Genomic DNA, 18,125 nt, shown 5'->3' on the forward strand with positions numbered 1-18,125 from the left:
GGGCCGGGGTCCGGGCCCGTCCTGCGGTCTGGGCCCGTCCTGCACAAGGAGCGTATCGTCTTGGTGACGGCAGTCAACGGTGCGCGATAACGTCGGGGAGGGGTCGCGGACGACGGCCCCGGAGGTGAGGACCGGCGATGCCCGTATTCTCGCTCGAACCGGCCCAGGCCGCCTGGTGTGCCGAGCTGCGCACGCTGGCCGCCGACCGGCTGCGCCCGCTCGCCGAGAAGGGCGAACCGGGCCGCGTGAACCGCCCCCTCGTCGCCGAACTCGGCCAACTCGGCCTGCTGTCAAGGCTGTTCACCTCGGGCGCGCTGGATCTCTGTCTGATGCGGGAGTCCCTCGCGCACTCCTGCACCGAGGCGGAGACCGCCCTCGCGCTCCAGGGCCTCGGCGCCCACCCGGTCCACGCCCACGGCACCCCGGCCCAGCGCGAACACTGGCTGCCCCGGGTGAGCGACGGCAGCGCGGTGGCCGCCTTCGCACTGAGCGAGCCCGGCGCGGGTTCGGATGCGGCGGCCCTGTCGCTCGCAGCCGACCCCGACGGCCCCTCCGGCTGGCGCCTCACCGGGGAGAAGTGCTGGATCTCCAACGCCCCCGAGGCCGACTTCTACACCGTCTTCGCCCGTACGACAGCGGGCGCCGGGGCCCGTGGAGTCACCGCCTTCCTGCTCCCCGCCGACCGGCCCGGCCTCACCGGCAGCGCCCTCGACATGCTCTCCCCGCACCCGATCGGCGCCCTCGCCCTGGACGCCGTACCGGTGACCGAGGACGACGTCATCGGTGAACCCGACCACGGATTCCGGGTCGCCATGGGCACGTTGAACCTGTTCCGGCCGAGCGTCGGCGCCTTCGCGGTCGGCATGGCCCAGGCCGCCCTGGACGCGACCCTCGCTCACACCAGCCAACGGGACGCGTTCGGCGGCAAGTTGAAGGACCTCCAGGCCGTGGCCCACCAGGTCGCCGAGATGGCCCTGCGCACGGAGGCGGCCCGGCTGATGGTCTACGCGGCGGCGTCCGCGTACGACGAAGGCGCCCAAGGCGTGCCCGGGCGGGCCGCGATGGCGAAGCTGCTGGCCACCGAGACCGCGCAGTACGTCGTCGACGCGGCCGTCCAACTGCACGGCGCGCGGGCGCTGCGGCGCGGCCATCTCCTCGAACACCTCTACCGGGAGGTACGGGCGCCGCGTATCTACGAAGGGGCCAGCGAGGTCCAACGGACGGTCATCGCCAAGGAGTTGTACAAGGGGGCGCAGATGACGGGGGAGATCCTGTGACCGCCGAGCGCGTCAACCCGCCGGGCCTGTCGCCGCCCGCGGGCTTCTCGCACGCCGTCGTCGCCACCGGCTCCCGGCTGGTGTTCCTCGCGGGCCAGACCGCGCTCGACGCCGACGGGAAGGTCGTAGGAGACACCCTGCCCGAGCAGTTCGAGCGGGCCCTCGGGAATCTGCTCGCCGCGCTGCACGCGGCCGGCGGTACGGCCGGGGACCTGGCCCGGGTGACGGTGTACGCCACGGACGTCGCCGACTATCGCGCCCAGGCCCCGCAACTCGGCCGGATCTGGCGGAGGTTGGCGGGGCGCGACTATCCGGCCATGGCGGTCGTCGGGATCGTACGGCTCTGGGACGAGGCGGCCCTGGTGGAGCTGGACGGCTTCGCGGTGCTGCCGTAGGGAGTGGTCGTCAGGGTTTTTCAGGCCGCGGTCGTCAGCCGGTGCGGGGAGACCACACTGCCGTCGGGCAGCAGCTCGCCGGTGTCGTCGAAGACGATCGCGCCGTTGCAGAGGAGGTTCCAGCCCTGCTCGGGGTGGAAGGCGACGATGTGCGCGGCGTCCCGGTCGGGGCGGTCGGCCGAGGGGCACGCGGGCTGGTGTGAACACATGGTGTGCCTCCGCATCTGTGAATCTCTGATCTGCTGCCACTTCTGACGATGCCCGTGCCGGGGGCCCGGCGCCAAGTCGTGGCGGGGAAGCGTGACAGCACGCGGACGTGCTGTGACACCACCCTGACAATCCGCCGTTCCGAGAAGATCACGGACGAGATCACGGACGAGATCACGGATGAGATCCCCGAGAAGATCCGAAAAGCGGGGCAGTCGGCGTGCGCGACTCGCCGACGAAGGGGTGACGGTCACGCGCGCGGGCGCGCGGGGCCAGTACCTGTGGAGCCCCCCAATGGAGGTTTCCCATGTCTGTTTCCGTCCGGTCCCTCTCCCGTGCCGCCGCCCTCGCCGCCGGTGCCGTGCTGCTGACCGTCTCCCAGGCCGCGACCCCCGCAGCCGCCGTCGACGGCTTCGACCAGGTCACCGTCGAGTCCGGCAGCATCACCCCCGACGGTGAACTCACCCTCACCGGCAGCTACCGCTGCCTCAGCACCGGCGGTTCCGTGCGGGTCGCGGCGGCCATCGAGCGCGGCGAGAACGTCTGGCACGGCCTGGACAGCCTCCCCGCGAGCTGCGACGGCTCCTGGCACGGGTGGAGCAGCACCAAGGCCACCGAGCCGGGCGCGTATGAGCCCGGCCCGGCGCGGGTGAAGACCAGCCTGGTCGAGTTCCGCCGCTCGGGCTTCATCCCGCTGCCCACGGTCACCTCGGAGCAGATCCAGGAGGTCGTCCTCACGGAGGCCTGAGCGGCCCGCCGTGACAGGTGCTGACGGGGCCGACCGGTGCTACGCGCCGGTCAGGCCCCGCATCCATGCCTCGACCTCGTCGGACGTACGGGGCAGCCCGGCCGACAGGTTCTCGTGGCCGTCCGCCGTCACCAGGATGTCGTCCTCGATCCGGACCCCGATGCCCCGGTACTCCGGCGGCACGGTCAGGTCGTCCGGCTGGAAGTACAGGCCCGGCTCGACCGTGAGGACCATGCCCGGTTCGAGGGTGCCGTCGACGTACAGCTCGGTGCGCGCCTTGGCGCAGTCGTGCACGTCCAGGCCGAGCATGTGACCGGTGCCCGCCATGGTGAAGCGGCGCTGGAGCGCCAGCTCGTACACGTCGTCCGGGTCGCCCTCCAGCAGGCCCCACTCGACGAGCTTCCCGGCCAGGTACCGCTGGGCGGTGACATGGAAGTCCCGGTAGGCGGCACCGGGCTTGACCGTGCGGATGCCGGCCTCCTGCGCCTCGTACACCGCGTCGTAGATCCTGCGCTGGAGCGGGGTGAAGGTGCCGCTGATCGGGAGGGTGCGGGTGACGTCGGCGGTGTAGAGGGAGTTCGTCTCCACGCCCGCGTCGAGCAACAGGAGTTCGCCCGGGCGGACTTCGCCGTCGTTGCGCTGCCAGTGCATGATCGTGGCGTGCTCGCCGGCGGCGCAGATCGAGCCGTAGCCGATGTCGTTGCCCTCAAGTCGGGCCCGGCGGAAGAAGGTTCCCTCGATCCAGCGTTCCGAGGTGGCGATCGCGGTCGCCAACTCCCGTACGACGTCCACGAATCCGCGTACGGTCGAGTCGACCGCCTTGCGCATCTCGCCGATCTCCCACTCGTCCTTCACCAGGCGGAGTTCGGACAGGACGGTCCTCAGCTCGGTGTCCCGCTCCTCGTCCGTCGCCACGGCCGCCTCGACCTCGGCGTCGTGGCCGCGCACGATCCGGGTGGGGACGGCGGGGGCCGCGCGCAGTTCGGCGACGGCCTCGCGGACGTCACGGCAGGGCAGGCCGAGGACCTGTTCGGCCTCGGCGAGGGAGTGCCGGCGGCCCACCCACAGCTCGCCCTTGGCGGCGCCCTGCCAGAACTCGCCGCTCTCCCGGTCGGAGCGGGGGAGGAGATAAGCGGTGGCGTCGTGGCCCTCGGCGTCCGCGCGGGGTTCGAGGACCAGGAGGGCGTCCACGGTCTGGTCGCCCGTGAGGTGGACGTACTCGGTGGCCGGGCGGAACGGGTAGTGCGTGTCGTTGGCACGGACCTTGAGGTTCCCGGCCGGGACGATCAGACGCTCGCCGGGGAAACGCGCGGAGAGGGCGGCACGGCGTTCGGCGGCGTACGGGGCCTGCTCGATGGGGCGCAGATCCTGGAGTTCGGTGTCGGCCCAGCCCGTCGTCATCAGCTCGGCCAGCTGGGGGGAGACGGAGGGGTAGAGGCGGTTCTTGCGGTCCTTGGTCTCGGCGGTTTCCTCGCTGTGGGCGGTTCCAGCGGTCTCGGCGGAATCCTTGGACACCTGTGGGCACCTTCTTCGTGTCGACTCGGTCAGCATTGCTGGCTGGCTGGCTGGTGGCTGGTGGTGGCGAGTCGAGCCTAGGCGCCCTTGGCGTCGATGGGAACATGTGACATTGTACTGGCGTGAGCAAGCGACTGACCTGCGACGTTGTGGTCATCGGTGCCGGAATGGTGGGTGCCGCATGCGCCCTGTACCTCGCCCGGGCGGGCCTGGCGACCCTCGTTCTCGACCGGGGGCCGGTGGCCGGTGGCACCACCGGTGCCGGTGAGGGCAATCTGCTCGTCTCCGACAAGGAACCGGGGCCGGAGCTGGACCTCGCGCTGCTCTCCACCCGCCTCTGGTACGACCTCGCCGCCGAGCCCGGCATGGGCGGCTCCGTCGAGTTCGAGGCGAAGGGCGGGATCGTCGTCGCCTCCGACGCGGCCGGCATGGCCGCGCTGACCGCGTTCGCCGCCGGGCAGCGGGCGGCCGGTGTCGAGGCCGAGGTCGTCGACGCCGGTCGACTCGCCGAACTCGAACCGCACTTGACCCCCGGCCTCGCGGGCGGCGTCCGGTACCCGCAGGACTGCCAGGTGATGCCCTCCCTCGCCGCCGCCCAGGTCGTACGGGCGGCCAGGCGGGCCGGGGCCGAACTGCGCACCGGCACCGCCGTCACCGACATCCTGTGCGCGCCCGACGGTTCGGTGCGCGGCGTCCGGACGGCGGGGCACGGCGACATCCACGCGCCGGCCGTCGTCAACGCGGCCGGCACCTGGGGCGCCGAGGTCGCCGCGCTGGCCGGGGTGACCCTGCCCGTGCTGCCCCGGCGCGGCTTCGTCCTGGTCACCGAACCGCTGCCGCCCGGCACCGTCCGGCACAAGGTGTACGCGGCCGACTATGTCGCCGACGTGGCCAGCGGCGACGCCGGGCTCCAGTCCTCGGCGGTCGTCGAGAGCACGGCGGCGGGGCCGGTGCTGATCGGGGCCAGCCGCGAACGGGTCGGCTTCGACCGGACGTTCTCCCTGCCCGTCGTACGGCGACTGGCCGCCCAGGCCACCGCGCTCTTCCCGATGCTCGCAGGGGTGCACGCGATGCGCGGCTATCTCGGGTTCCGGCCGTACATGCCGGACCATCTCCCGGCCGTCGGGGCCGACCCCCGGGCGCCCGGGCTCTACCACGCGTGCGGGCACGAGGGCGCGGGGATCGGGCTGGCGGTCGGTACGGGGCACCTGATCGCCCAGTCGTTGACGGGCAGACGGCCCGAGCTGGATCTCGCGCCGTTCCGCCCGGACCGCTTCGAGGAGGACGGCCAGTGAGACAGAGGACTCCGCTGGAGCTGGCCGGGGCCCACCCCGGGCCGCCCTTCACCGTCACCGTCGACGGACACGAGACCGCCGCGCTGCCCGGTCAGACCGTCGCCGCCGTGCTCTGGTCGGCGGGCATCACCTCCTGGCGGAGCACCCGGGGCAGCGGGGCGCCGCGCGGCGTCTTCTGTGGCATCGGGGTCTGCTTCGACTGCCTCGTCACCGTCAACGACCGGCCCAACCAGCGGGCTTGCCTGGTACAGGTCGCCTCCGGCGATGCCATCCGGACGCAGGAAGGGGTCGGCCATGACGGACTCGGCTGAGGGCCGTGCGGGTGATGTGGTTCGTCGGCTGCGGGCCGGTGGGGGCTGGTCGCGCCCCGCGGCGAAGCCGCCGACAGATACAGCCCCGCGCCCCCATCGGGGCGCCGTAGCCTCGCTCGCGGTCGTCGGTGCCGGGCCCGCCGGGCTCGCCGCCGCGTTGACCGCCGCCGACCAGGGGGTACGGGTCCTGCTGCTCGACTCCGATGCCCAGGCCGGCGGCCAGTTCTACCGGCAGCCCGCTGCCCCGCTCAGGGCACGCCGGCCGCAGGCCCTGCACCATGCCTGGGGTACCTGGACGAAGCTGCGGGACCGGCTGGCCGCACATGTCGAGGCCGGTCGGATCAGTCATCTGGCGGACCGTCATGTGTGGTTCGTGGAGTGGGAGTTCGGCGGAGGCGGCCTCTTCGGGGTGCATGCCCTGCTCGGTCCCGCGCAGACCGGGTCGGAGACCGTCACCGCCGACGCCGTCCTCCTCGCCACCGGCGGCTACGAGAAGGTGCTGCCCTTCCCCGGCTGGAACCTCCCCGGTGTCCTCACCGCCGGTGGCGCCCAGGCGATGCTCAAGGGCGGGCTCGTCCTGCCGGGCCGTACGGCTGTCGTCGCCGGGACCGGGCCACTGCTGATGCCGGTCGCCGCCGGGCTCGCCGCAGCGGGCGCCGACGTCGCCGCGTACGTCGAGTCCACGCACCCCGCCGACTTCGTACGGCACGCCGCCACACTCGCCGCAAACCCTGCGAAGGTCGCCGAGGCCGCCCGGTACGCGGCCCAACTGCTGCGCCACAAGGTCCCGGTGACGGTACGTCACACCGTCGTCGCGGCCCACGGCACCGACCACGTCGAGGCCGTCACCGTCGCCGCCCTGGACACGCACGGTCGGGTACGGCCGGGCACCGAGCGGCGGATCGCCTGCGACACCCTGGCCGTTGGACACGGCATGCTAGCGCACACCGACCTCGCGGAGAGCCTCGGGTGCGCGATCGACGCGGACGGCGACGCCTTCGTCGTCACGGACGCCGAGCAGCGCACCGATGTCGACGGTGTCTGGGCGGCGGGGGAGGCCACCGGCATCGGGGGCGCGGTGCTGGCACTCGCCGAGGGGGAGATCGCCGGGCGGTCGATCGCCGCGCGGCTGGCGGGAGTCGAGCCGCGTCCCGCCGACTGGGCTTCTGCCGCCCGGACCCGTACTCGGTTGCGGAAGTTCTTCGCCGCCGTCGATGTCGCTTACGCCCCGCCCGCGCACTGGGTCGAGCAGGTCACCGACGACACCGTCGTCTGTCGCTGCGAGGAGGTGACTGCGGCGGAAGTCCGGGAGGCGGTGGGGGAGTTGGGGGCGACGGATCTGCGGACCGTGAAGCTGCTCACCCGGGCCGGTATGGGGTGGTGTCAGGGGCGGGTCTGTGCGGCCGGGGTTGCTGGGGTTGCCGGGTGTTCGGTGGGGTTGGCGAAGCGGCCGTTTGCTCGTCCTGTGCCGTTGGGTGTGTTGGCGGAGGAGCCCGGGGGCTGATGTCGTGATTTGTCTGCTGCGCCGTTGTGGCTGGTCGCGCAGTTCCCCGCGCCCCTAAAAGCAGGGCGCTTTCCCCCTGTGTCTCGAAAACTGGAGGTTCTTATGGGCACCACTGTCCCCGTCCCCGTCTGGCGCGGTGTTCTTGTCGCCACCGCTCTGCCGTTGAACGACGATCTGAGCGTCAACTACGCCGCCTACGCCGATCATTGCCGTTGGCTCGTCGAGAACGGGTGTGACGGGGTCGTGCCCAATGGGTCGCTCGGTGAGTATCAGGTGCTCACTGTCGAGGAGCGGGTCAAGGTTGTCGAGACCGCAGTTGACGCGATCGGTGGGGACCGGGTCATGCCCGGTGTCGCCGCCTACGGGTCCGCCGAGTCCGTCCGGTGGGCCGCGCAGGCCAGGGACGCCGGCTGTGCCGCCGTCATGCTGCTGCCGCCCAACGCCTACCGGGCCGACCGGCGTTCGGTGCTCGCGCACTACGCGGCCGTCGCCGAGGCCGGGATCGACATCGTGGCCTACAACAACCCGATCGACACCAAGGTCGACCTCACCCCCGAACTGCTCGCCGAGCTGCACGCGGCCGGGCTCATCAAGGGCGTGAAGGAGTTCTCCGGGGACACTCGGCGCATCTACCAGATCCAGGAACTCGCCCCGGAACTCGATGTGTTGATCGGCGCCGACGACGTACTCCTCGAACTGGCCACCGCCGGGGCGGTCGGCTGGGTCGCCGGGTACCCCAACGCCCTGCCCCGGGCCACGGTCGAGCTGTACCGTGCCGCGATCGCGGGCGATCTGGCCACCGCGCTGCCGCTCTACCAGCAGCTGCACGCCCTCCACCGCTGGGACTCCAAGGTCGAGTTCGTGCAGGCGATCAAGCTGTCGATGGACATCGTCGGACGGCACGGCGGTCCCGTCCGGCCGCCGCGCATGCCGTTGCTGCCGGAGCAGGAGAAGGCGGTCCGGGAGGCCACCGAGAAGGCCGTCGCCCTCGGTCTCGCCTGAGTACCGGGACCCGCCGACCCGAGTTCACCTGAGAGGATCGCCCCCATGCGCAGCAAGCTCGTCCTGCACGCCGTCGACTCGCACACCGAGGGCATGCCGACCCGGGTCGTCACCGGCGGTATCGGCACCATCCCCGGCGACACCATGAACGAACGCCGGCTGTGGTTCCGCGAACACCGGGACGACGTACGGCACTTCCTGATGGACGAGCCGCGCGGGCACGCCGCCATGAGCGGGGCGATCCTGCAGCCGCCGACCCGGCCCGACTGCGACTACGGCGTCGTCTACATCGAGGTCTCCGGCTATCTGCCGATGTGCGGCCACGGCACGATCGGTGTCGCCACCGTGCTCGTCGAGACCGGCATGGTCCCGGTCGTCGAGCCGGTCACCACCATCCGGCTCGACACCCCGGCCGGGCTCGTCGTCGCCGAGGTCGCGGTGGAGGGCGGTGCCGCCAAGGCGGTCACCATCCGCAACGTGCCTTCTTTCGCAGTGGAGTTGGGGCGGAAGGCGACCCTCGCCGACGGGCGGACGGTGACGTACGACCTGGCCTTCGGCGGCAACTTCTACGCCATCCTGCCCCTCGACGAGTTCGGTCTGCCCTTCGAGCGCGAACGCAAGGACGACATCCTCGCCGCCGGACTCGCCCTGATGGACGCGATCAACGCCGACAGTCCCCCCGTACACCCGGAGAACCCGACCATCAACGGCGTCCACCACGTCTATCTGGCCGCCCCCGGCTCGGACGCGACCCGGTCCCGGCACGCGATGGCCATCCACCCAGGCTGGTTCGACCGTTCGCCCTGCGGCACCGGGACCTCCGCGCGGATGGCGCAGTTGCACGCGCGCGGTGAACTCCCCCTGCACCAGGACTTCTTGAACGAGTCCTTCATCGGTACGTCGTTCACCGGGCGGCTCGTCGAGAGCACCGAGGTCGGCGGGCGGCCCGCCGTGGTGCCCACGATCACCGGGCGGGCCTGGATCACGGGCACCGCCCAGTACCTGCTGGACCCGGACGATCCGTTCCCGGCCGGCTTCGTACTCTGACATCACCCATCACCCATCACCCATCACCAGAAGAACCAGCGCGACCAGAACCACCCACCGCGACCGGAACCACCGCGACCAGAACCAGCGCCAGTTGAGATCCATCCAGGAGAACGCCATGGCCGCCGCCCAGCCCACCGGGCCCGCCCTGCCCAGCCTCGGCGGGCCGCGGCCCAGCTACCGGGCGAGTGTCGCCGACGCGCTGCGGGCCGCGCTCGTCGCCGGTGAACTGCGGCCCGGGGAGGTCTACTCGGCGCCCTCGCTCGCCGCCCGGTTCGGCGTCTCGGCGACCCCCGTGCGCGAGGCCATGCTCGACCTGGTGAAGGAGGGCATGGTCGACCCCGTGCCCAACAAGGGGTTCCGGGTCACCACGGTCTCCGACCGGCAGCTCGACGAGTACACCCACATCCGGTCGCTGATCGAGATCCCGACCACCGTCGGCCTCGCCGCGACCGCCGACCCGGCCGCCCTGGAGGCGCTGCGCAAGGATGCGGAGGGCAGCGTGGCCGCGGCGGAGCGGGTCGATCTCATCGCCTACGTCGAGACCGATCGCCGCTTCCACCTCGGGCTGCTCGCCCTGGCCGGCAACGAACACCTGGTCGAGGTCGTCGGCGACCTGCGCAAGCGCTCCCGGCTGTACGGGCTGACCGCGCTGGCCGAGCGCGGTCTGCTGACGTCCAGCGCCGAGGAGCACCTGGAGATCCTCGACGCGCTCCTCGCCCGGGACACCGAACGCGTACGGACCGTGATGACCAGACACCTCGGGCATGTCCGGGGCGACTGGGCGCGCTGACCCCGCCGGTCTCCCACCCGCCCCACTGATCCACCGCCACAAATGGCGTACGCGAACTCCCCGTGCGCGTTCGGACGTGTTCGGTTGTTGCCCTCCGGGCGCGGGGAGGACACTGAAACCATGGCCTCCGCGCACGTTGACGACGCACATCAGGACGGACCCGACCTGGTGGAACAGGCGTTCCAGCAGGCGTCGTACTCGATGTCCGTCTTCGACATCGAGCAGCGCTACCGGCGGCTGAACGACGTGGCCGGCCAGGTGATGGGCGTCGAGGAGGCCGCGCTGATCGGCCGGGTCTTCCCGTACGGCGTGCCGGAGGACGTGGACTGGCGCGGCACGCTGCAGGCCCTGAAGGACGTGGCCGCGACCGGAAAGCCCGCGCACTACGAGAGCTTCACCCGGGCCCCCTCCGGCATCCGTGAGCACGCCTGGAACCTGGAACTGTGGCCCGTCCGGGACGCCTCCGGCGAGGTGTGCGCGGTCGGGATGGCCGGGTTCGACAGCAGCGAGCAGCACTGGGCGCGGCAGCGGCTCGCCGTGCTCGACGAGGCGGCCGTGTCGATCGGCACCAGCCTCGATCTCGACCGCACCGCGCAGGAACTCGCCGATCTGGTCGTCCCCCGGTTCGCCGACTTCGCCAGCGTCGACCTGCTGGAGGCGGTCATGCGCGGCGACGAACCCGCCGAGGCCGGTCCTGACGGCGATGTCGTGCTGCGCCGCCTCGCCCACGCCTCCGGGACGGAGTGGGAGCCAGGCGCGGTGCTGGGCCTGGGCGCCACGGACACCTACCCGCCTTACTCCCCGCCCGCCCGCGCGCTGCGCACCGGTGAGACGGTGCTCAGCCGCAGCGGCGCCGCCGACTTCGACCGTTGGATCGCGAGCGCGCCCGAGCGCGCCGAGCGGCTGCGCGGCACCGTCGTCACCTCGATGGTGGCGGTCCCGCTCATCGCGCGCGGTACGACCCTGGGGGTCGCCGTCCTGCTGCGTACCCGGGCCGACGTCTTCAACGAGGACGACTTCGTGCTGGCGAAGGAACTGGCGAGCCGCGCCGCCCTCTGCGTCGACAACGCCCGCCGCTACACCCGCGAGCGCTCCACCGCCCTCGCCCTCCAGGAAAGCCTGCTGCCGCGCGGCCCGTCCCGGCAGTCCGCGGTGGACGTCGCCTCCCGTTACCTCCCCACCGACTCCCGGGCGGGCGTCGGCGGCGACTGGTTCGACGTCATCCCGCTCTCCGGCGCGCGCGTCGGCCTGGTCGTCGGCGACGTCGTCGGCCACGGCATCCAGGCCTCGGCGACCATGGGCCGACTGCGTACGGCGGTCCAGACCCTGGCCGACGTCGACCTGCCGCCCGACGAACTCCTGGCCCACCTCGACGACCTCGTCCTGCGCCTCGCAGCCGACGACGACAGCGACCCGAGCGACGCCCGGATCGGCGCCGGCGCGACCGGCGCGACCTGTCTGTACGCCGTCTACGACCCCGTCTCCCGCGAGCTGACCGTCGCCAGCGCCGGCCACCCGCCGCCCGTACTGGTCCTCCCTGACGGCGACACGCGGGTCGTGGACGTCGCCGTCGGACCGGTGCTCGGCGTCGGCGGCCTGCCCTTCGAGACCACCGAGAGCCGGCTGCCCGAGGGCACCCTCGTCGCCCTCTTCACGGACGGACTGGTGGAGGCCACCGCCGAGCGGGACGCCGACCTGGGGATCGCCCTGCTGGCCAGAACCCTGGCCACCGGGGACACGGGCAGATACGCGGGTACGCACACGGGTACGGGCACGGAAACCGTCCCGGTCTCCCTGGAAGACCGCTGCGACCAGGTCCTCTCCGCCCTGCTGCCGAAGCACCCGGCCGACGACGTCGCCCTCGTCCTGGCCCGCACCCGCGCCCTGGACGCCGCCCATGTCCGCGTCTGGGACCTGCCCGCCGACTTCGAGGTGGTCGCCGAGGCCCGCAGACGCGCCGTCGCCCAGCTGGAGGAGTGGGGCCTGGACGAGGCCGCCTTCGTCACCGAACTGGTCGTCAGCGAACTCGTCACCAACGCCATCCGCTACGGCGCCGACCCGATCCAGCTCCGCCTGATCCACGACCGCACGCTCATCTGCGAGGTCTCCGACGGCAGCTCGACCTCACCGCATCTGCGCCGGGCCCGGATCTCCGACGAGGGCGGCCGGGGCCTGCTCCTGGTCGCCCAGCTCACCACCAGCTGGGGCACCCGGCACACCAGGAACGGCAAGACGATCTGGGCGGAACAGGCCCTGACCTGACCGCTCCCGCCGGGGCTCAGGAGACCGTCGTACGCAGCCGCTCCGGGACCGCCCACCATTGGTCGGGACGGTCGACCACCGCCGCCTCCGCCCCGGCCCCGCCGAACCGGGCGAGCCGGAGGAGATAGGCCGCGATCCCCGCCGCGCCCTGCATCCAGGAGGTGCCCGGGGGCAGCAGCGGCTGCTCCTGACGGTATTCGACGAAGCGCCAACGGGCCCCCGCCTCATCGCGGATCGCCCGCTCCACCAGGGCGTCACCCATCACCCGGGCGCCCTGTACGAGCGTCCGCGCGCCGTCGGACTCCGAGCCGTCGCCGTGCGGGCTGTCCTGGGCCGCGTCGAGGAGTACGTCGCCCACGCCAGCCGTGCCGCAGCAGCGGCCGTCGTTGTCCCAGAAGCCGGGCCGAAGGCGTCGCGGGACCCCGGAGGTGAGGATCGAGGTCAGACAGCGCTGCCGCAGCTCGCCGACCCCGAGCCCCGACACCTCCGTGACGCCCGCGTGGGCCAGCGCCGTGAACAGGTGTGACGTACCGGCGGGACCGTGGCACCAGGTGTACGTCAGCGGCTCGACCTCGCGCTTCGAGGGCGGGATGGTGTGCGGGACGACGAAACCGCCGTCGTCCAACAGCCCCACCGACAGCACGTGCCGGGCCCCGCGCTCGGCGGCCTCGACGAAGTCGTCGCGGCCCAGCGCGGCCCCCGCGACGGCCAGCGCCGAGGCCACTCCGGCGGTGCCGTGGGAGTAGTTCGGCGCCCGCCACTCCGTGGTCGCCCCGATGCCCCAGTCGAGCCCCGCCTCCGTACGGTCCGCGACCCGCAGCAGCGCCTCGCAGCCCGTCGCCGCGATCGACTCGGCGTACTCGCCGCCCGCCCAGACGGCGGTCAGGACCACGCCCGCGGTGCCCATGATGATGTCGTTGAGGGGCGCGTCCGAGCCCTTCTCGAAATCGAGGGTGGTCCGCCAGCCGTCGGGCCCCGCCAACTCGGCCAGCCGCCGCAGAGCCACCGACTCCGAGCCCGGCTGCAGCAGCCGCAGGGCGGTCACGTCACCGGCCAGACCGTCGTACAGCGAGGGTTCCGTGCGCTGCCGGGCGACAGCCGACAGCCGGGCCACGATGCCGTCCGCCAACGCCCGCTCCCGGTCGGTCAGCGGGCGGTGCAGGGCGATCTCGGCGAGGACGGGCGCGAGACCGGCGATGCCCGCGTAGAGACAGTCCCGGTCCTTGGCGGGGCCGCCTTCCTCGCCCTCCTCGGACACCGTCTCCGGCAGCCAGGGCCCGTCGTCCTCGCGAACCTGGTCCAGCACCCACGACCAGGCGGCCTCGCCCAGGTCCCGGTACTCGTCGTACGAACCGCTCGTGCTGCTCGTACTGCTCGAACTGTTGGAATCGCGGGAACCGCTGGATTGGCTTACGTCGTTGTCCGGCACCCGGACACGCTACAACCGCACGATCGACCGTCGGTAGGTGCCTGCTCCAGGGCCGGACAAAACCGGATAGGTCGATCCGATTGATAGGCTCACCGGCATGAACCCTGGCCGCCCCCAGCCCTCCGACGACATCGCCGCCCAGTCGCTGCGCAGTGACGCCGAGCGCAACCGGGAGCGCATCATCGCCGCCGCGCGCGGGGTGTTCGCCCGCGACGGACTGGGCGCCTCCATGGCCTCGGTGGCCCGTGAGGCGGGCGTGGGCATCGCGACCATCTTCCGGCGCTTTCCCACCAAGGAGGAGCTGGTCGCCGCCGTCTTCGCCGACCGCATGGACTCCTACGCGGACGCGGTCGCCGTAGCCCTCGCCGACGCCGACCCCTGGCACGGCTTCGTCGGCTACATCGAGACGGCCTGCGCGATGCAGGCGGCCGACCAGGGCTTCGCCGACGTACTGACGACGACCTTCCCGACCGCCAAGGCCATGGAGAAGCGCCGCGAGGAGGCGTACGAGGGCATGGTGCGGCTCATCGGCCGCGCCAAGGCGGCAGGCGGGCTGCGCGAGGACTTCGACCCCTCGGACCTGGTCCTGCTCCACATGGCCAACGCGGGCGTCGTCAACGCCTGCGGCGACGCGGCCCCCGACGCCTGGCGCCGCGTCGTCGCCCTGTTCGTCCAGTCCTTCGCGGCCCCGGCCCGCGCCACTCTGCCCGCCTCGCCCGCACACGAGGACCTCTACCGGGCGATGCTCCGGGCGGGGCCGGAGGTCCCGGGGGCAACGGCGCCGGGCAGGACGGGCAAGTCGAGCAAGGTGGCTACGGACAAGGCGGGCGAGGCGGACTGACGACCGCGGTGCCCTCTTGGTGACGCGACCAGGCGTGCACGCGCGTGCGTGCGTGCACGCGGGCTTCTCAGATGTCCCGGAAGATCTCGATCTGCGCACCCACCGAGTTGAGCCGCTCCGCCAGCTCCTCGTACCCCCGGTTGATCACGTACACGTTCCGCAGCACGGACGTGCCGTCGGCCGCCATCATCGCCAGGAGGACCACCACCGCGGGACGCAGTGCGGGCGGGCACATCATCTCGGCCGCTCGCCAGCGGGTCGGGCCCTCCACCAGGACGCGGTGCGGGTCGAGGAGCTGGAGGCGTCCGCCGAGGCGGTTGAGGTCGGTGAGGTAGATCGCGCGGTTGTCGTAGACCCAGTCGTGGATGAGGGTCTTGCCCTGGGCCGAGGCCGCGATGGCCGCGAAGAAGGGCACGTTGTCGATGTTCAGGCCCGGGAACGGCATCGGGTGGATCTTGTCGATCGGCGCCTCCAGCTTGGAGGGGCGGACCGTCAGGTCGACCAGCCGGGTACGGCCGTTGTCCGCGAAGTACTCGGGCGTACGGTCGTGGTCGAGCCCCATCTCCTCCAGGACCGCCAGTTCGATCTCCAGGAACTCGATCGGCACCCGGCGCACGGTCAGCTCGGACTCGGTGACGACGGCCGCCGCCAGCAGGCTCATCGCCTCGACCGGGTCCTCGGAGGGCGAGTAGTCGACGTCCACGTCGATGGTCGGTACGCCGTGCACGGTGAGCGTGGTCGTGCCGACGCCCTCGACCCGTACGCCCAGCGCCTCCAGGAAGAAGCACAGGTCCTGGACCATGTAGTTGGAGGACGCGTTGCGGATGACGGTCGTGCCGTCGTGCCTGGCGGCGGCGAGCAGCGCGTTCTCCGTGACGGTGTCCCCGCGTTCGGTCAGCACGATCGGGCGGCCGGGGGAGACCGAGCGGTCGACCTGGGCGTGGTAGAGACCCTCGGTCGCCGCGATGTCCAGCCCGAACCGGCGCAGCGCAATCATGTGCGGCTCGATGGTCCGCGTACCGAGGTCGCAGCCGCCGGCGTACGGCAGCTGGAAGCGGTCCATGCGGTGCAGCAGCGGGCCGAGGAACATGATGATCGAGCGCGTACGGCGGGCCGCCTCGGCGTCGATGGCCTCCATGTCCAGCTCGGCGGGCGGCACGATCTCCAGATCGACGCCGTCGTTGATCCACCGCGTGCGTACGCCGATCGAGCCGAGTACCTCCAGGAGGCGGTACACCTCCTCGATCCGGGCGACCCGGCGCAGCACTGTGCGCCCCTTGTTGAGAAGCGAGGCGCACAGCAGCGCTACGCACGCGTTCTTGCTGGTCTTGACGTCGATGGAGCCGGAGAGGCGGCGACCGCCGACCACCCGCAGATGCATGGGGCCCGCGTAACCCAGGGAGACGATCTCGCTGTCGAGAGCTTCACCGATTCGGGCGATCATCTCAAGGCTGATGTTTTGATTGCCGCGTTCGATGCGGTTGACGGCACTCTGGCTGGTGCCGAGTGCCTCGGCGAGCTGTGTCTGTGTCCAGCCCCGATGCTGCCTGGCGTCACGGATGAGCTTGCCGATACGTACGAGGTAGTCGTCTGCCATGGGGTTGAGGCTATCTCAGATATGAGATGGCGCCTTCTGGGGACTCCGTGCGGGTGACGCACCGTCAGTTGCCGCTGACGGTCAGCGGCGCTTCTTGGTGCGGGTGCGGCGCCAGCCGAAGGGGCCGGGCAGATCCATCGACGTCGTACGGCGTCCCGTGCTGCTGTGGGTGTGCCGGGGTCCGTGGCTGCCGCCGGTCGTGATCGACCAGGAGCCCTTGTTGATGTTCAGTCGTACTCCCGGGAGGATCCGGAAGCTCTTGCGGAAGGTGAGTGGCATAGGGGTCGGGTACCCCGGATCGTCGCGGTGATGACCGCTTTCCGCTTTGTACGGCTGTCCGGGGCGATGTCAGTGGCCGGCCGTAGCGTGTGCGTGTGACCCGACTCATGCAGACCTACTCCTACTTACGACCCTCGGCCGTGCGCGAGTCCACGGCCGGGCGCACCCTCGCGCTGGAGACCTCCGGTGGTGCCACCCCGGCCGGGGAGGCGGCCAACCCCCGGTTCTTCAGCGGGTTCCTGACCGCCCCGGCCGTCGCCGCGACAGCGCTGCTCGCGGTCGCCGACGTGGCCGCCGCCCGCTACTACCGGCCGAGCGGCAACGCCTCGCTCGATCCGGTGGTGACGGCCGACGGCGACCGGCTGCGACTGGAGTCCTTCTCCGGCTGCTGCGGTGTGTACGCGCGCCTCGACGTCCTCGCACCCGGCCTCGACGGCGACGACGTCGGCCACGGCACGACGAACGTGGACGTCAACCCGCCCCTGCGGCGGGCGCTGGCCGGGCTCGGCGGGCTCGACCCCCTCCATCTGGCCGTCGGGCCCGAGGAGTTGACGGTCAGCACCTTCGACGGCGAGTTCGTGGAGAAGAAGGTCCCGCTCCCGGAGCGCTGGCTGCGCGGCTTCGCCGAGGCCCAGGTGCTCGCCGCGGACTTCGCCCTCCGGGCCGAGGTGCCCGCCGCGGAGGCGGCCTCCCTGCTGCGGGCGCTGCCCCGGCCCACCCAGCGGTCCGACGGCCGTACGACCCGCTGGGTGGTCCCCGCGGGCCGCACCCTGCGCCCCACGACCAGGCCCTCACCGGGAGCCGTGTGCCTCCCCGGGCCCGAGCGCCTGCTGACCCTCCGTACGGTCCTGCGGCACGCGACGACCGTACGGGTGTACGCGCCGACCGCCCCGCACACCGGGGACGCCGGGGACGGTGCCGCCGCCGTCGCCTGGGAGGTCGAACTGCCGGGCATGCGGCTGACGTTGATGCTCTCCCAGAGCGCCGCACGCGGCTTCTCCGGCGAGGGCGGAGTCCTGAACGACCTCGCCACCGGACAGGTGACCGAGGACGCGGAACGGGTCGCGGAGCTGCTGGCCTGGGAGCCACGCATAGACGTCACCGAGTTGTCGACGCAGACCGCTCTGCCGGCCACGCGTGTGCGCGCGGCGCTGACGATGCTGGGTACCTCCGGCCAGATCGGCTACGACCTCGCCGAGCAGGCGTACTTCCACCGCCACCTGCCCTACCGCGCGGGCGCCGCCGAGACCCGCAACCCCCGTCTGCGCGGCGCCCGGACGCTGGTCGCGGACGGCGCGGTGCACCTCGACGGCCCGCTGGCCCGCGTCGGAAAGGGCGACGAGGCCCACGTGGTCCGCACGGACGACGAGTCGGGCCGCCTGAGCTGCACGTGCTTCTGGTGGGCGAAGTACCGGGGCGGACGCGGCCCCTGCAAGCACGTGCTCGCGGTGGGCATCGTGCGGGGCACGGTTGATGGCGTGGCGCGGGGGCTGGTGGGGGGAGTGGAGCGGGGCGCGGTTGACGGCGTGGCGCGGGGCCTGGTGGATGGCGTGGCGCGGGGCGCGGTGAGTGACGCGGCGCATGGCACGGTGCCGGACCGGCCGGCGGGAGCCGCTGGGGAAG

General features: G+C 72.2%; 16 protein-coding genes and 1 pseudogene. 12 read left to right on the forward strand and 5 right to left on the reverse strand.

What is annotated here, in order from left to right; all coding sequences use genetic code 11:
* Window positions 1–137: 137 nt before the first annotated feature.
* Complete coding sequence (locus tag CW359_RS05770; RefSeq protein ID WP_105968661.1) at window positions 138–1,277, forward strand: acyl-CoA dehydrogenase family protein; 1,140 nt, start codon at window positions 138–140, stop codon at window positions 1,275–1,277.
* Window positions 1,274–1,672 carry a RidA family protein gene (locus tag CW359_RS05775; RefSeq protein WP_105968662.1) on the forward strand — a complete coding sequence of 133 codons (399 nt, stop codon included), beginning with the start codon at window positions 1,274–1,276 and terminating at the stop codon, window positions 1,670–1,672. Before CW359_RS05770 ends, CW359_RS05775 begins: the two co-directional genes overlap by 4 nt.
* 20 nt (window positions 1,673–1,692) lie before the next feature.
* On the opposite strand, the gene CW359_RS05780 is transcribed toward CW359_RS05775, so the two are convergent.
* Window positions 1,693–1,881, reverse strand: coding sequence for a DUF5999 family protein (locus CW359_RS05780; RefSeq protein WP_105968663.1), 189 nt, complete (start codon window positions 1,879–1,881; stop codon window positions 1,693–1,695).
* 305 nt (window positions 1,882–2,186) lie between these two features.
* On the opposite strand from CW359_RS05780, the gene CW359_RS05785 reads away from it, so the two are divergent.
* Window positions 2,187–2,627 carry a DUF6299 family protein gene (locus CW359_RS05785; RefSeq protein WP_105968664.1) on the forward strand — a complete coding sequence of 147 codons (441 nt, stop codon included), beginning with the start codon at window positions 2,187–2,189 and terminating at the stop codon, window positions 2,625–2,627.
* A 39-nt stretch (window positions 2,628–2,666) separates the two neighbouring features.
* On the opposite strand, the gene CW359_RS05790 is transcribed toward CW359_RS05785, so the two are convergent.
* Entirely contained in the window at window positions 2,667–4,178 is a 1,512-nt protein-coding gene (locus tag CW359_RS05790; RefSeq protein ID WP_408647456.1) for an aminopeptidase P family protein, read from the reverse strand.
* A gap of 86 nt (window positions 4,179–4,264) precedes the next feature.
* Here CW359_RS05790 and CW359_RS05795 point away from each other — a divergent pair, with 86 nt between their 5' ends.
* The 7 genes from CW359_RS05795 to CW359_RS05825 all read left to right on the forward strand — a co-directional run bounded on the left by CW359_RS05795 (window position 4,265) and on the right by CW359_RS05825 (window position 12,356).
* A complete protein-coding gene (locus CW359_RS05795; protein ID WP_105968665.1) occupies window positions 4,265–5,437 on the forward strand; it encodes an NAD(P)/FAD-dependent oxidoreductase in 1,173 nt (390 codons plus the stop codon).
* Window positions 5,434–5,748: a (2Fe-2S)-binding protein gene (locus CW359_RS05800; RefSeq protein ID WP_105968666.1), complete on the forward strand. Its 315-nt coding sequence runs from the start codon at window positions 5,434–5,436 to the stop codon at window positions 5,746–5,748. Before CW359_RS05795 ends, CW359_RS05800 begins: the two co-directional genes overlap by 4 nt.
* Window positions 5,732–7,252 carry an FAD-dependent oxidoreductase gene (locus CW359_RS05805; protein WP_105968667.1) on the forward strand — a complete coding sequence of 507 codons (1,521 nt, stop codon included), beginning with the start codon at window positions 5,732–5,734 and terminating at the stop codon, window positions 7,250–7,252. The genes CW359_RS05800 and CW359_RS05805 overlap by 17 nt, the downstream gene beginning before the upstream one ends.
* A 102-nt stretch (window positions 7,253–7,354) precedes the next feature.
* Window positions 7,355–8,254: a dihydrodipicolinate synthase family protein gene (locus CW359_RS05810; RefSeq protein ID WP_105968668.1), complete on the forward strand. Its 900-nt coding sequence runs from the start codon at window positions 7,355–7,357 to the stop codon at window positions 8,252–8,254.
* Window positions 8,255–8,299: 45 nt separating this feature from the next.
* The gene (locus CW359_RS05815; RefSeq protein WP_105968669.1) at window positions 8,300–9,301 is read left to right on the forward strand and encodes a proline racemase family protein; all 1,002 of its coding nucleotides are present in this window, start codon (window positions 8,300–8,302) and stop codon (window positions 9,299–9,301) included.
* 118 nt (window positions 9,302–9,419) lie between these two features.
* Complete coding sequence (locus tag CW359_RS05820; RefSeq protein ID WP_105968670.1) at window positions 9,420–10,094, forward strand: GntR family transcriptional regulator; 675 nt, start codon at window positions 9,420–9,422, stop codon at window positions 10,092–10,094.
* A gap of 120 nt (window positions 10,095–10,214) precedes the next feature.
* Window positions 10,215–12,356 carry an ATP-binding SpoIIE family protein phosphatase gene (locus tag CW359_RS05825; protein WP_105968671.1) on the forward strand — a complete coding sequence of 714 codons (2,142 nt, stop codon included), beginning with the start codon at window positions 10,215–10,217 and terminating at the stop codon, window positions 12,354–12,356.
* 16 nt (window positions 12,357–12,372) lie between these two features.
* On the opposite strand, the gene CW359_RS05830 is transcribed toward CW359_RS05825, so the two are convergent.
* The gene (locus CW359_RS05830) at window positions 12,373–13,785 is read right to left on the reverse strand and encodes a lanthionine synthetase LanC family protein (RefSeq protein ID WP_232838241.1); all 1,413 of its coding nucleotides are present in this window, start codon (window positions 13,783–13,785) and stop codon (window positions 12,373–12,375) included.
* A gap of 97 nt (window positions 13,786–13,882) precedes the next feature.
* On the opposite strand from CW359_RS05830, the gene CW359_RS05835 reads away from it, so the two are divergent.
* The gene (locus tag CW359_RS05835; protein ID WP_105968672.1) at window positions 13,883–14,626 is read left to right on the forward strand and encodes a TetR/AcrR family transcriptional regulator; all 744 of its coding nucleotides are present in this window, start codon (window positions 13,883–13,885) and stop codon (window positions 14,624–14,626) included.
* Between the two features lie 67 nt (window positions 14,627–14,693).
* On the opposite strand, the gene CW359_RS05840 is transcribed toward CW359_RS05835, so the two are convergent.
* Together CW359_RS05840 and CW359_RS05845 are read right to left on the reverse strand one after the other, a co-directional pair.
* On the reverse strand, window positions 14,694–16,223 hold the full coding sequence (locus CW359_RS05840; RefSeq protein WP_105968673.1) for a helix-turn-helix domain-containing protein: 1,530 nt from the start codon (window positions 16,221–16,223) through the stop codon (window positions 14,694–14,696).
* An 81-nt stretch (window positions 16,224–16,304) separates the two neighbouring features.
* Window positions 16,305–16,502 (reverse strand): DUF4236 domain-containing protein, encoded by a 198-nt coding sequence (locus CW359_RS05845; RefSeq protein WP_105968674.1) that lies wholly within the window; start codon window positions 16,500–16,502, stop codon window positions 16,305–16,307.
* Between the two features lie 107 nt (window positions 16,503–16,609).
* On the opposite strand from CW359_RS05845, the pseudogene CW359_RS05850 reads away from it, so the two are divergent.
* Window positions 16,610–18,037 (forward strand): annotated as a pseudogene (locus CW359_RS05850) (SWIM zinc finger family protein); the annotation flags it as partial.
* Between the last annotated feature and the right edge of the window lie 88 nt (window positions 18,038–18,125).

Origin of the sequence: Streptomyces geranii, from assembly GCF_002954775.1 — a bacterium.
Lineage (GTDB): Bacteria > Actinomycetota > Actinomycetes > Streptomycetales > Streptomycetaceae > Streptomyces > Streptomyces geranii.

Bases quoted from the DNA above. Each gene is read 5' to 3' on its own strand.
- CW359_RS05770 (WP_105968661.1), top strand. From the start codon at position 138: ATGCCCGTATTCTCGCTCGAACCGGCCCAGGCCGCCTGGTGTGCCGAG.
- CW359_RS05780 (WP_105968663.1), bottom strand. From the start codon at position 1,881: ATGTGTTCACACCAGCCCGCGTGCCCCTCGGCCGACCGCCCCGACCGG.
- CW359_RS05785 (WP_105968664.1), top strand. From the start codon at position 2,187: ATGTCTGTTTCCGTCCGGTCCCTCTCCCGTGCCGCCGCCCTCGCCGCC.
- CW359_RS05790 (WP_408647456.1), bottom strand. From the start codon at position 4,178: ATGCTGACCGAGTCGACACGAAGAAGGTGCCCACAGGTGTCCAAGGAT.
- CW359_RS05805 (WP_105968667.1), top strand. From the start codon at position 5,732: ATGACGGACTCGGCTGAGGGCCGTGCGGGTGATGTGGTTCGTCGGCTG.
- CW359_RS05810 (WP_105968668.1), top strand. From the start codon at position 7,355: ATGGGCACCACTGTCCCCGTCCCCGTCTGGCGCGGTGTTCTTGTCGCC.
- CW359_RS05815 (WP_105968669.1), top strand. From the start codon at position 8,300: ATGCGCAGCAAGCTCGTCCTGCACGCCGTCGACTCGCACACCGAGGGC.
- CW359_RS05820 (WP_105968670.1), top strand. From the start codon at position 9,420: ATGGCCGCCGCCCAGCCCACCGGGCCCGCCCTGCCCAGCCTCGGCGGG.
- CW359_RS05825 (WP_105968671.1), top strand. From the start codon at position 10,215: ATGGCCTCCGCGCACGTTGACGACGCACATCAGGACGGACCCGACCTG.
- CW359_RS05835 (WP_105968672.1), top strand. From the start codon at position 13,883: ATGAACCCTGGCCGCCCCCAGCCCTCCGACGACATCGCCGCCCAGTCG.
- CW359_RS05840 (WP_105968673.1), bottom strand. From the start codon at position 16,223: ATGGCAGACGACTACCTCGTACGTATCGGCAAGCTCATCCGTGACGCC.
- CW359_RS05845 (WP_105968674.1), bottom strand. From the start codon at position 16,502: ATGCCACTCACCTTCCGCAAGAGCTTCCGGATCCTCCCGGGAGTACGA.